The organism is Mesorhizobium kowhaii (assembly GCF_042431665.1).
Taxonomy (GTDB): domain Bacteria; phylum Pseudomonadota; class Alphaproteobacteria; order Rhizobiales; family Rhizobiaceae; genus Mesorhizobium; species Mesorhizobium kowhaii.
Window position 1 is genome coordinate 65,404 of record NZ_JBHLYT010000032.1, and the last position, 13,157, is coordinate 78,560.

The 13,157-nt window shown below is 64.6% G+C and carries 8 protein-coding genes and 1 pseudogene; 7 read left to right on the top strand and 2 right to left on the bottom strand.

Going from position 1 to position 13,157, the window contains the following annotated elements; all coding sequences use genetic code 11:
* Positions 1-10 precede the first annotated feature (10 nt).
* From ACFFNA_RS19295 to amaB, 7 genes are all read left to right on the top strand, one after another.
* Complete coding sequence (locus ACFFNA_RS19295; protein WP_378920761.1) at positions 11-3,370, top strand: transglutaminase family protein; 3,360 nt, start codon at positions 11-13, stop codon at positions 3,368-3,370.
* 6 nt (positions 3,371-3,376) lie between these two features.
* The gene (locus tag ACFFNA_RS19300; RefSeq protein WP_378920763.1) at positions 3,377-5,788 is read left to right on the top strand and encodes a circularly permuted type 2 ATP-grasp protein; all 2,412 of its coding nucleotides are present in this window, start codon (positions 3,377-3,379) and stop codon (positions 5,786-5,788) included.
* A 65-nt stretch (positions 5,789-5,853) separates the two neighbouring features.
* Positions 5,854-6,738: a transglutaminase family protein gene (locus tag ACFFNA_RS19305; protein WP_111542694.1), complete on the top strand. Its 885-nt coding sequence runs from the start codon at positions 5,854-5,856 to the stop codon at positions 6,736-6,738.
* Positions 6,739-6,837: 99 nt separating this feature from the next.
* Positions 6,838-7,929, top strand: coding sequence for a DNA topoisomerase IB (locus tag ACFFNA_RS19310; protein ID WP_378920765.1), 1,092 nt, complete (start codon positions 6,838-6,840; stop codon positions 7,927-7,929).
* 108 nt (positions 7,930-8,037) lie between these two features.
* Positions 8,038-8,412 carry a YciI family protein gene (locus ACFFNA_RS19315; RefSeq protein ID WP_111542696.1) on the top strand — a complete coding sequence of 125 codons (375 nt, stop codon included), beginning with the start codon at positions 8,038-8,040 and terminating at the stop codon, positions 8,410-8,412.
* On the top strand, positions 8,409-9,683 hold the full coding sequence (locus ACFFNA_RS19320) for an RNA polymerase sigma factor (RefSeq protein ID WP_378920767.1): 1,275 nt from the start codon (positions 8,409-8,411) through the stop codon (positions 9,681-9,683). Before ACFFNA_RS19315 ends, ACFFNA_RS19320 begins: the two co-directional genes overlap by 4 nt.
* A gap of 183 nt (positions 9,684-9,866) precedes the next feature.
* Positions 9,867-11,381, top strand: coding sequence for an L-piperidine-6-carboxylate dehydrogenase (gene amaB, locus ACFFNA_RS19325; protein ID WP_378920769.1), 1,515 nt, complete (start codon positions 9,867-9,869; stop codon positions 11,379-11,381).
* Positions 11,382-11,426: 45 nt separating this feature from the next.
* Here the strand turns inward: amaB and ACFFNA_RS19330 are convergent.
* Both ACFFNA_RS19330 and ACFFNA_RS19335 read right to left on the bottom strand, forming a co-directional pair.
* Positions 11,427-11,972 (bottom strand): annotated as a pseudogene (locus ACFFNA_RS19330) (hypothetical protein); the annotation flags it as partial.
* 176 nt (positions 11,973-12,148) lie between these two features.
* Positions 12,149-13,024 carry a hypothetical protein gene (locus ACFFNA_RS19335; RefSeq protein WP_378920770.1) on the bottom strand — a complete coding sequence of 292 codons (876 nt, stop codon included), beginning with the start codon at positions 13,022-13,024 and terminating at the stop codon, positions 12,149-12,151.
* Positions 13,025-13,157: the final 133 nt, after the last annotated feature.

Below are 13,157 nucleotides of genomic sequence, written 5' to 3' on the forward strand. Positions count from 1 at the left end.
CCGGGGCCCCATGGCAATTCTGGCAGCCGTCTATCACCTGACCCATTACAAATATGACCGGCCGGTGGTTCTCGGGCCGCAAATCATCAGGCTGCAGCCGGCGCCGCATTCCCGCACCAAGGTGTTGAGTCATTCGCTGAAGGTCGAGCCGGCGAACCACTTCGTCAATCTGCAGCAGGACCCTTACGGCAACTTTCTGGCTCGTTTCGTTTTTCCCGACCCGGTGACGGAACTGAAGATCGAGGTCGATCTCGTCGCCGACATGACGGTGTACAATCCGTTCGATTTCTTCGTCGAGCCATCGGCCGAGGCGTTTCCGTTCGAGTACCCGGAAGAGATCCGCGACGATCTCGCCATCTACCGCACGCCGGAGCCGGCCGGTCCGCTGCTTTCGGCCTTGCTTGGGACTATCGAGCGCAGCGCAAAAAACACCGTCAATTTCCTCGTCGATCTCAATGCCCGGCTGCAGCGCGAGATCGCCTATATCGTGCGCATGGAGACCGGTGTGTTCTCGCCGGAAGAGACGCTGGCCGCGAAAAAAGGTTCGTGTCGGGATTCGAGCTGGCTGCTGGTGCAGATCCTGCGCAATCTCGGCATCGCCGCGCGCTTCGTCTCCGGCTACCTGATCCAGCTCAAGCCGGATCTCGTCGCGTTGGACGGACCGCCGGGAACCGCCGTCGACTTCACCGATTTGCATGCCTGGTGCGAGGTCTATCTTCCCGGCGCCGGCTGGATCGGCTTCGACCCGACCTCCGGCCTGCTCACCGGCGAGAGCCACGTGCCGCTCGCCGCCACGCCGCATTTTCGCAATGCCGCACCCATTTCCGGCATGGCGAGCTTTGCCAATGTCGAATTCGGCTTCGAGATGCGGGTCGATCGCATCGCCGAACATCCGCGCATCACCAAGCCGTTCTCGGATGAAAGCTGGCAGGCGCTCGATGCGCTTGGCAACAAGGTCGATGCCGCGCTTTCGGAAGGGGATGTGCGGCTGACGATGGGCGGCGAGCCGACCTTCGTGTCGATCGACGATTTCGAGTCGGCCGAGTGGAACACCGCCGCCGTCGGGCCGACCAAACGCGAAAAAGCCGATGCATTGATCCGGAAGCTGCGCGAGCGCTTCGCGCCGGGCGGCTTTCTCCACTACGGCCAGGGCAAATGGTATCCGGGCGAGAGCCTGCCGCGCTGGACCTTCTCGCTCTATTGGCGCGCCGATGGTGAGCCGGTGTGGAGCGACCCGTCGCTGATCGCGCGGGAAAAGAGCGAGGCCGATGTCGGCCCGAAACAGGCCGAAAGCCTGCTGACCGCGATTGCAGGCGAACTCGGCATCGAAAAATCCATGGTCAGCGAAGCCTTTGAGGATCCGGCCGAGTGGCTGCTCAAGGAAGGCAAGTTGCCGGACAATGTCGATCCGTCCAACTCCAAGCTGGAGGATCCGGAAGAGCGCAGCCGCATGGCGAAAGTGTTCGAGCGCGGGCTAACCAAGCCGTCCGGCTATGTGCTGCCGGTGCAGCGCTGGAACAGCCAGGCGTCTGGTCCGCGCTGGCGTTCGGAAAAGTGGAAGACCCGGCGTGGCCGGTTGTTCCTGGTGCCGGGCGATTCACCCGTCGGCTATCGCTTGCCGCTAGGCACGCTGCCCTATGTGCCGCCGGCGCAGTTCCCCTATATTGTGCCGGTCGATCCGTCGCTGCCACGCGGCCCGCTGCCGGCGCGCGAGGCGATCCTGCCCATCGCGGCTCCGGCCGAGCTGGAAGGCGCCGATGAAATGGCACGCCGCCAGCAAGCGGTGTCGTTCACGGCGGCGACTGGGCAGCAGGACCGGGTCGAGCAGGAAATCACCGAGATCGGCGGCGCGGTGCGCACCGCACTCTCGGTCGAGCCGCGCGACGGGCGGCTCTGCGTGTTCATGCCGCCGGTAGAGGCGCTCGAAGACTATCTTGAACTGGTCGCGGCGGCCGAGAACGCGGCAAAGGCGATCGGAATGCCGGTGCATATCGAGGGCTACGGCCCGCCGCACGATCCGCGCCTCAACGTCATCCGCGTCGCGCCCGATCCAGGTGTCATCGAGGTCAACATCCATCCGGCCGCCAACTGGCAGGATTGCGTGGCGACGACGACGGCAATCTACGAGGAGGCGCGGCAGACGCGGCTTGGCGCCGACAAGTTTATGATCGACGGACGCCACACCGGCACCGGCGGCGGCAACCATGTCGTGGTCGGCGGCGCGACGCCCAACGACAGCCCGTTCCTGCGCCGGCCCGATCTGTTGAAGAGCCTGGTGCTGCAATGGCAGCGGCATCCGTCGCTGTCCTACCTGTTCTCCGGCCTGTTCATCGGCCCGACCAGCCAGGCGCCGCGCTTCGACGAGGCGCGTCACGACTCGCTCTATGAGCTCGAGATCGCGATGGCGCAGGTGCCGCATCCGGACACGGGCGCGGCACCGTTGCCGTGGCTGGTCGACCGGCTGTTCCGCAACTTGTTGACCGATGTCACGGGGAATACGCATCGCTCGGAAATCTGCATCGACAAGCTGTTTTCGCCGGATGGCCCGACCGGCCGGCTCGGGCTGGTCGAGTTCCGCGGCTTCGAGATGCCGCCCAATGCGCGCATGTCGCTGGCACAGCAATTGCTGGTGCGCGCCATCATCGCGCGCGCCTGGAAAAACCCGCTCGACGGCCGCTTCGTGCGCTGGGGCACCTCGCTGCATGATCGCTTCATGCTGCCACACCATGTCTGGGCGGATTTTCTCGACGTGCTCGACGATCTCAAGCTCAACGGTTTCGAGTTCCGTCCGGAATGGTTCGATGCCCAGCTCGAATTCCGCTTCCCATTCTGCGGCGAGGTCCAGCACGCCGGCATCAAGCTGGAATTGCGGCAGGCGCTGGAGCCTTGGCACGTCATGGGCGAGCAGGGTGCGATTGGCGGCACCGTGCGCTTCGTCGATTCCTCGGTCGAACGGCTGCAGGTCAAGACCGAGGGGCTGAACCCCGAGCGTTATGCGGTGGTCTGCAACGGCCGCATCGTGCCGATGAGGGTGACGGATAACAGAGAGGTCGCGGTGGCGGGCGTCCGTTTCAAGGCCTGGCAGCCGGCTTCGGGCCTGCATCCGGCGTTGCCGGTCAACACGCCGCTGGTCTTCGACATCTACGACCGCTGGTCGGGCCGCGCGGTCGGCGGCTGCGTCTACCATGTCGCGCATCCCGGCGGACGCAATTACGATACGTTCCCGGTCAACGGCAACGAGGCGGAGGCACGGCGGCTCGCCCGCTTCGAACCGCGCGGCCACACGCCGTCCTTCTATGTGCTGCGCGAGGAACAACCGGCGGAAGATTTCCCGATGACCCTTGACCTTCGGCGTCCACCAAGACTGTGATCGGACATGGCAAAGGGGAATCACAAGAGGGTACGCGGCAAGCCGCAGCACCATAGCCTGCTGGAGCACTACCAGCCGATCGACGGCGTTGTCGACGAGATGGTCGATGCGTCAGGCAATCCCCGTCCGGTCTGGAAGCATTTTGTCGAAGCCCTTGATGAGCTGGGTGCCGAAAAACTCGGCCAACGTTTTGCCCGCGCCGACCAGTATCTGCGCGATGCCGGCGTCTACTACCGTGTCTACGACAAGGCCGGCGCCAATGAGCGTGAATGGCCGCTGGCGCATGTTCCGGTTCTGATCGAAGAGAGCGAGTGGGCCGCGATCAGCGCCGGCCTCGTCCAGCGCGCCGAGCTGTTCGAGGAAACCATCGCCGATATCTACGGGCCAAACCGGTTGGTCGAAAAAGGCATCTTGCCAGCCGGGCTGATCGCCGCCAGCCCCGAATATTTGCGACCCGTCGTCGGCACCAGGCCGGCTGGCGGCCATTTCCTGCATTTCTGTGCCTTCGAGCTCGGCCGTGGGCCTGACGGCCAATGGTGGGTGCTGGGCGACCGCACGCAGGCGCCATCCGGCGCCGGCTTTGCGCTGGAGAACCGCGTCGCTACCACGCGCGCGCTGTCCGATATCTATGGCGAAATGCATGTGCACCGCCTTGCCGGCTTCTTCCGCCGCTTTCGCGATGCGCTGATCGGTATGGCCAAGGAAACCGATGGCCGCGTCGCCATCCTGACGCCGGGGCCGCTCAACGAAACCTATTACGAACACGCCTATATCGCCCGCTATCTCGGCATCATGCTGCTCGAAGGCGAGGACCTCACCGTTTCCGGCGGCAGGCTGATGGTGCGCACGGTTTCCGGCCTGATGCCGATCAGCGTGTTGTGGCGGCGGCTCGACGCCGCCTTCGCCGATCCGCTCGAACTGCGCTCGGATTCGCAGATTGGCACGCCGGGCCTGGTCGAGGCGATCCGCCAGGGCGCGGTTGCGACCGTCAATGCGCTGGGCTCCGGCCTGATGGAAACACGCGCGCTGCTCGCCTTCCTGCCCAAGATTTCACGTGCCTTGCGGGGCGAGGAATTGCTGCTGCCGAGCGTCGCGACGTGGTGGTGCGGGCAAGCGACGGAGCGCGCGCATGTGCTGGCCAACATCGACCGCATGGTGATCGGCCCGGCGCTGTCGACAAGGCTTGCCTTCGAGGATGACGATTCGACGAAGCTCGGCTCGGCGCTGTCCGCGGGGGAGCGGGCGGAACTGGTGGCGCGCATCGAACGCGAAGGCGGCGCCTTCGTTGGCCAGGAAGCGGTGACGCTTTCGACGACACCCGTCTATGTCGGCGGCTGGCTGGAGCCACGGCCGGCGAGCCTGCGCGTCTATCTGGCGCGAACGCCCGAGGGCTGGACCGTGATGCCGGGCGGTTTTGCCCGCGTCGGCCTGTCGCTCGATCCAACGGCGATCGCCATGCAGCGCGGCGGCCAGGCGGCGGATGTCTGGGTGGTCAGCGACCGGCCGGTGGAGCGCGAAACGCTGCTGCCGCAGGAAGGCGACAGTTTTACACGCACCAGGCCGGGCAGCCTGCCCAGCCGCGCGGCGGAGAATCTGACCTGGCTCGGCCGCTACATCGAACGTTCGGAAGACACGGTGCGTATCCTGCGCGCCTATCATGTGCGGCTCGCCGAGACCTCCGACCCGGACATGCCGCTGCTCGCCGACATCAGGGATTATCTCGAGCCGTTCGGCATCGATGTCGAGACGGCGATCCCGTCAGGGCTGATCGGCACGCTCGACAGCGCCGTCTACAGCGCGGGGCAGATCCGCGACCGCTTCTCGCCCGATGGCTGGCTGGCGCTCAAGGACCTGTCGAAGACCATCCATCAGTTTGCAACCACGGTGGCGCCGGGCGATGACGCGACACGGGCCATGACGGTCATCCTGCGCAAGCTCGCCGGCTTCTCCGGCCTGCTGCATGAGAACATGTACCGCTTCGCGGGCTGGCGTTTCCTGGAGATCGGCCGGCGGCTGGAGCGCGGCATCCAGATCGCCCGCACGCTGTCCCGGCTGACCAGTGCCAAGGCGCCGGACGGCGCGCTCGACATGATGCTGGAGATCGGCGACAGCGTGATGACCCACCGCCGGCAATATCCGGTGCAGGCCGGCCGGCGCACGGTGATCGATCTTCTGGCGCTCGACCCGCTCAATCCGCGCTCCATCCTGTTCCAGCTCGAACGGCTGAAGGCCGAGATTGGCCTGTTGCCGTCGCTCGGCGGTGAGGGGCACATGTCGCCGGCGGCGAAGGAGATACTGCAGCTCAACACCCAGATCGCCATCAAGGAGCCTTCGGACATGACGGCAAAGGCGCTGGACGATCTCGCCTATGAAATCGGTGGGCTCTACAACAGCCTCGCCAAAGCCTATTTCGGCTAAGCAGGTTCCGCAAAAGTGCCGCGGTTTTGCGACAAGAACCTGCGCCAAGACAAGAAAAGTAGCGCATGCTTTACGACATCCGGCTCCATCTCCACTACGACTATGCGGCGGCGGCCGGCGGCGGCCGCCATCAGATCCGCGTGCTGCCGTCGACGATTTCCGGCGTGCAGCGCGTCATCGCCGCGTCATTGTCCTTTGCGCCGGCGCCCAACGAGCGTTCGGATTTTTCCGACTTCTTCGGCAACAACGTCACCTCGATCGCCTTTCGCGACGCGCATGACGCGCTCGACATAAGGATGAGCGCGCGGGTATCGGTGTCGCGGCCCGAGCCCGGGCTCGACGTGTCGCCGGATATCGGCCGGCTCAGGCAGGAACTCGCCGCGGTGCGGTCGCTGGCGCCTGATACACCGCACCATTTCCTGACGGGCAGCACTCATGCCGGCCTCGATGATGCGATCACCCTCTATGCGCACGACAGCGTCGGCGGCTCGGCCGCCGGCACGGCAATGGACCTGTGCAATCGCATCCATCGCGATTTCACCTATGACGGCGAAGCGACCACGGTGCGAACCCGGGCCAGCGATGCCTTCAATCTGAGGCGCGGCGTCTGCCAGGATTTTTCGCACATCATGATCGCCGGCCTGCGCGGACTCGGCATCCCGGCCGGCTATGTCAGCGGCTTCCTGCGCACCATCCCGCCGAAGGGCAAGCCTCGGCTGGAAGGCGCCGATGCCATGCATGCCTGGGTCAAGGTCTGGTGCGGGCGCGATGCCGGCTGGCAGGAATTCGACCCGACCAACGGCATGCGGGCAAGCAACGACCACATCACCGTCGGCCACGGCCGCGACTATTCGGACGTGGCGCCGATCGTCGGCGTGCTCAAGACCACCGGGGGACAGGTCGGCGAGCAGGCTGTCGATGTCATTCCGGTCGTGCTCGAAAAGGCGTGAAGGCAGGCCGGGCGTCATCGTCGCCGCAGGCTTTTCGGACGGGGTGTGGAACCAGCAATCGGCCCGCAGCTTATCTACGGATATTTGCGTGGAGCAGACATGCTGCAAAAATCCGGATTGTCGCACAGCCGATCGGCTGACGAAGAGGCTGTGCCGAAGAACGAGGCGCAAAGCTCGGCCAATCACGCCTCGCTTAGCTATGTCAGCGATGCCGAGCCTGGTATCCGCCGGCTGAAGACAGGCAAGGGGTTTTCCTACAAGGGGCCGGACGGGCGGGCAGTTCCGGACGCCGTGAGGGCGCGCATCGAGGCGATCGTCATTCCGCCGGCCTGGACGGATGTGTGGATTTCGCCCGACGCCGACGGTCACATCCAGGTAACCGGCAGGGACCAGCGCGGCCGCAAGCAATACCGCTACCATCCGCAATGGGCCGAAGAACGCGACGGTGCCAAATATTCGAGCCTTGTCGCCTTTGCCGAAAGCCTGCCTGACCTGCGGCGCAGGATAGACGGTGATCTGCGCCGTCACGGCCTGCCGCTCGAGCGCGTCGTCGCCGCCGTCGTCTGGCTGCTCGACAACACGATGATCCGCGTCGGCAATGTCGCCTACGCCCGCGACAACAAGAGCTTCGGACTGACCACGCTGCGCGACCGCCATGTCGATATTTCGGGCTCGAGCCTGCGTTTTGCCTTCAAGGGCAAGTCCGGCAAGGAATGGAAACTGAAGCTGGTCGACCGCCGCATCGCCGGCATTGTGCGGGGTGCGCAGGACTTGCCGGGCCAGAAGCTGTTCCAGTATCTCGATGAAGACGGCAACAGGCGGCCGGTCCGCTCCGATGACGTCAACCACTACATCAGGCAAGCGGCCGGGGCCGAGTTCAGCTCCAAGCACTTCCGCACCTGGGGCGGCACCATCCACGCCGCGTCGCTGTTTGCGCAGGCGGAATTGCCGCAAAGCCAGGCGCAGCAAAGGCGGGTGATGAACAGTGTCATCGACAAGGTCGCCGAGCGACTGGGCAACACCCGCGCCGTCTGCCGCAAATGCTACATCCATCCGCAGGTCTTCGAAGCATGGTCGAAGGGGCGGCTGCTCGGCGAAATGGCGCAAGCCAACAAACAGAAGCGCCGGGTAGACGGTCTCGATGACGAGGAGACTCTCGTGCTGAGATGGCTGAAGGAGCGCGAAGGCTGACTGGCGGCAAGGGGTGGTCACCAAATCCGCAGCATCGGGATTTTTTTATCGACGTCGTGTCGGGATCGGTCCTAGTGTTTCGTCCTTTGACAGAGAAAAGGACCAACCATGCTCTACGCAATCCTCTGCTATGCCTCCGAAGACGTCGTCAGCTCGTGGAGCAAGGCGCAGGACGATGAAGTCATAGGCAAGCTTATCAACGTTCAAGAAAAGTACGCCCAAGCCGGACGACTTGGCCCAGTGGCGCGGCTGTTGCCGACCACGGCGGCAACGACGCTGAGAAAGGTCAAGGGCGAAGCCGTCGTCATCGACGGGCCTTTCGCAGAGACCAAGGAGCAGTTCCTCGGCTTCTACACGCTGGAATGCGCCGATCTCGACGAGGCTGTCGAGTTCGCCCGCGAACTGTCCGACGTCAACCCGAGCGGGGGGTCCTACGAGATCCGGCCGGTTCAGATGTTTCATGCCAACAAGATTCCCGCATGACCGAACTCGCCTGGATAAGCTCGACAATCAACACCGCCCGTCCGCAGGCGATGGGCGCGCTGCTGCGTTATTTCCGCGATCTCGATACGGCGGAGGAAGCTTTCCAGGATGCGTGTCTCAGAGCTCTGAAGAACTGGCCGCAGAACGGGCCGCCGCGTGATCCAGCGGCCTGGCTGATCTTTGTCGGCCGCAACAGCGGCATCGATGCGGTGCGCAAGCGTGCCAAGCAGGCGCCGATGCCGGAGGAAGACCAGATCTCCGACCTGGAAGATGCCGAGAGCGATATGGCCGAGCGGCTCGACGGCGCGCATTACCGCGACGACATCTTGCGGCTGCTGTTCATCTGTTGTCATCCCGATCTGCCGCCGACGCAGCAGATCGCGGTGGCGCTGCGCATCGTCTCGGGCATCACCGTCAAGCAGATCGCACGCGCCTTCCTGGTCGGCGAAAGTGCCATGGAACAGCGCATCACCCGGGCCAAGGCGCGCATTGCGGACGCCGGCGTGCCGTTCGAGACGCCGGGTGCTGTCGAGCGGTCGGAACGGCTCGCTGCTGTCGCCGCCATGGTCTACCTGATCTTCAACGAGGGCTATTCGACCAACAGCGGCGAGGCGCCGGCCCGCGCACCGCTGTGCGAGGAGGCGATCCGGCTGGCGCGGTTGTTGCTCAGGCTGTTCCAGACCGAGCCCGAGATCATGGGGCTGACGGCGCTTTTGCTGCTGCAGCATGCGCGCGCGCCGGCCCGTTTCGACGAAAATGGCGAGATCGTGCTGCTCGAGGATCAGGATCGCAGCCTGTGGAGCCGCAAGATGATCGACGAGGGCCTGGCGCTGGTCGACAAGGCGCTGCGCCATCGCCAGCCCGGCCCCTATCAGGTGCAAGCAGCGATTGCCGCGCTGCATGCGCGGGCCGAGAAGGCCGAGGACACCGACTGGGTGGAGATCGACCTGCTCTATGGCCTGCTCGAACAGATGCAGCCGTCGCCGGTGGTCACGCTCAACCGCGCCGTCGCGGTCTCGAAGGTGCGTGGACCGGCAGAGGCGCTTGCCATGATCGAGCCGCTCGAACAAAGGCTTTCCGGTTATTTCCATTTCTTCGGCCTCAAGGGTGGCCTTTTGATGCAGCTTGACCGGGGCGAGGAGGCGCGTGTCGCCTTCGACCGCGCCATCGCGCTTGCCAACACGGCCGCGGAAGCCGCCCATATCCGCATGCACATCGACCGGTTGATGAGGGACGGTGCCGGACGGGGACCTGCCCGCACGGCGAAATGATTGAATTGCGGTCTGGTTCAACGGTCTGCGCTCGGCTTGGACCATGCCGGGGTGGCGATTTTCCCCTGAAACGAGTAATGCCACGCCATGACAGTGCCTGAGGTGCCTTTCGGCACGCGGGCGACATGGCGCAAGGCTTGACCCGGTGCCATATGATGGCGACGGGATCTGAAAGGGACAAAAATGACGATAGCGAAGGAAACGGCCGAGCTTCTGGCGAAACTGGGGGTGGCCAAGGACGCGCTTGTCGGCGGCGACCTGATCGTGCGCAGCCCGGTGACGGGCGAGCAGATCGCTGCGCTGAAGACGATCTCGCCGGCCGATGCGGCCAAGACCATCGATGCGGCGCACAAGGCGTTCCAGGCGTGGCGGATGGTGCCGGGTCCGCGACGCGGCGAACTGGTGCGGCTGCTCGGCGAGGAGCTGCGCACGCACAAGGCCGAGCTTGGCCGGCTGGTCTCGATCGAGGTCGGCAAGATCCCGTCCGAGGGACTTGGCGAAGTGCAGGAAATGATCGACATCTGCGATTTTGCCGTCGGTCTTTCCCGGCAATTGTACGGCCTGACCATCGCCACCGAGCGCCCAGGCCATCGCATGATGGAAACCTGGCATCCGCTTGGCGTTGTCGGCGTCATTTCCGCTTTCAACTTCCCGGTCGCGGTGTGGTCGTGGAACGCCGCCTTGGCGCTGGTCTGCGGCGACGCGGTGGTGTGGAAGCCGTCGGAGAAGACGCCGCTGACGGCGCTCGCCTGCGAGGCGATTTTTGCACGCGCGGTAAAGCGCTTCGGTACGGACGCGCCGCAGGGCCTGGCGCCGGTGCTGATCGGTGACCGTGCTGTCGGCGAGATCCTGGTCGATCACCCCAAGGTGCCGCTGGTATCGGCCACCGGCTCGACCCGCATGGGCCGCGACGTCGGTCCGCGGCTGGCCAAGCGCTTTGCGCGCGCGGTGCTCGAGCTCGGCGGCAACAATGCCGGCATCGTTTGCCCGACAGCCGATCTCGACATGGCGCTGCGCGCCATCGCCTTCGGCGCCATGGGCACGGCGGGACAGCGCTGCACGACGCTGCGGCGCCTGTTCGTGCATGACAGCGTCTATGACGCCCTGGTTCCACGCCTCAAGAAGGCTTACGAAAGTGTGACGGTCGGCAATCCGCTGGAGACATCCTCGCTGGTCGGGCCGCTGATCGACAAGGCTGCCTTCGACGCCATGCAAAAAGCCTTGAAGGAAGCCGCCGCCCATGGCGGCAAGGTGACTGGTGGCACGCGGGTCGAGAACGGCCATCCGGATGCGTACTATGTGCATCCTGCACTGGTCGAAATGCAAAGCCAAGTTTCGCCGGTGACCGAAGAGACCTTCGCGCCGATCCTCTATGTGATGAAATATTCGGATTTCGACGCCGTGCTCGACGAGCACAATGCGGTCGGCGCCGGCCTGTCGTCGTCGATCTTCACCCGCGACCTGCAGGAATCCGAGCGCTTCCTTGGTGTCGACGGTTCGGATTGCGGCATTGCCAATGTCAACATCGGCACTTCGGGCGCCGAGATCGGCGGTGCCTTCGGCGGCGAAAAGGAAACCGGCGGCGGGCGCGAGAGCGGCTCCGATGCGTGGAAGGCCTATATGCGGCGCGCCACCAACACGGTGAACTATTCCAAGGCGTTGCCGCTCGCCCAGGGCGTTTCGTTCGACATCGATTAAGAACGCCGGGGCTCTATGCACCCCCCGCGGGGGGTGCCGCACCGATCACCTGCCTGCCGGCGAGCCAAAGGCTTCGACGAAGGCGGCATTGATGATGGCCAGTTTAACGGCCTGGGCGGTCATGTATTCGCGGTAGAAATCGGCCGACACCCACATCACCGAGTTGCCGCGCTGGCCGAGCCAGCCGATGCTGCCGAGATCCTCGGCATCGCGCAGCTTGCGCGCCAGGTGGGTTCGCGACAGCTAGAGCCATTTGGCGAAATCGCCGATCGAGACGATGCCGGTCGGGATTTGAGCCAGGCCGGCATAGTCGGGATCGACGCCCGATATCAGCCAGTCCATGACGGCGCCGCCATTGTTGAGCCAGGTGAACAGGGAAAAGGTCTGCTTGGGCTCACGGACGGGGCTGGAGGAGACCAGGCCGTCGGCCACCAGCGGCTGCACCCTGGCGAGCGCATCGGGCCGCTCCAGGAACGTCGCCAGACGGTTCGCGCCGTCAAGGCTGTCCAGCGTGTGCAAATGCGCCATCATCCAGCCGGCGAGCACATCCAGCGTGTTCACTGTGGGTTGCATTGGGCGGATGCGACCGTCCAAGGTCAGCGACATTCTCCCCCAGCTCCGTTTCAGCCTTACGGCTGCGAAGACCCAAGCCACATTTCAGCCTTCCGTTTCTGTGTCCAGACGCAGTCCGCCGATGCCGGTTCACAGCATTATGCGTTTGGTGCATGACCCCCACCCTGTCGGCGATTTTCCCAGGCAGGCCGAGATCACGGCAAGGGTCGGCGGGCCTCGGATTGCGGAAAACAGGCGTTGAAAGCGCCATCCACAATGGCCAGCTTCGCGGCCTGGACGGTCATGTACTCCTGGAAGAACGTGCTCGATACCCACATCACCGAATGACCGCGCAGGCCGAGCCAGCCGATGCTGCCGAGATTCTCGGCAGCGCGCAGCTTGCGGGCAAGATGGGTCCGCGAGAGCTTGAGCCATCTGGCGAAGTCGCCGATCGAAACCACGCTGGTCGGAATCCGGTCGAGACCGGCATGATCGGGATCGATGCCCGACATCAGCCAGTCCATGACGATGCCGCCATTGTTGAGCCAGATGAACAGGGAAAAGGTCTGGTTGGGTTCGCGCACCGGCTTGGAGGAAAGCAGGCCGTCCGCCACCAGAGGCTGAAGCCTGGCAACCATCTCGGGCCGCTCCAGAAACCTCGCCAGCCGATCTCCACCGTCGAGCTGATCCAGCGTCCGCAGATGCGCAAGGACCCAGCCGGTAAAAGTCTGCACGGTGGCCGCCGTCGGCTGCAAGGGGTGGGTGCGCCCGTCGCCGCCCGACACATACTCGGCGATATGGTAGTGCAGCATTTCCTTGATGAAAGCGTCCGCGGTGTTGCGGCTGGCGACCGCATGCTGGTGCACGACCTCGATGAAACGCGACACCGTCAGCTCCTTGCCGCGGTCGTGCGGGTCACGCCTGAAATGCATGGCAAGGCCGACATGACCCATCAGCCAACGCTGCTGCGTGGCGAAAATGGAAGCCAGCCGCGGGCTCTCTTCATAGATGCGGATCAGCGCCAGCGACTGTGCCTGAACATAGCGATGCAGGGCCGGATGGCCGGCAATGTCTTCCAGATTCAGCGCCATCCTCCTTGTGTTCCGAGTGAGCCTCCGCAACCCAGACGACGTAACCACATTTTCAGCCTTCGCCGCTTGTGTCCAGACGTTCCATCCCGGTTCACAGACTTGCCGAAACCACGGCAGAGTCGGGCAGCATGCC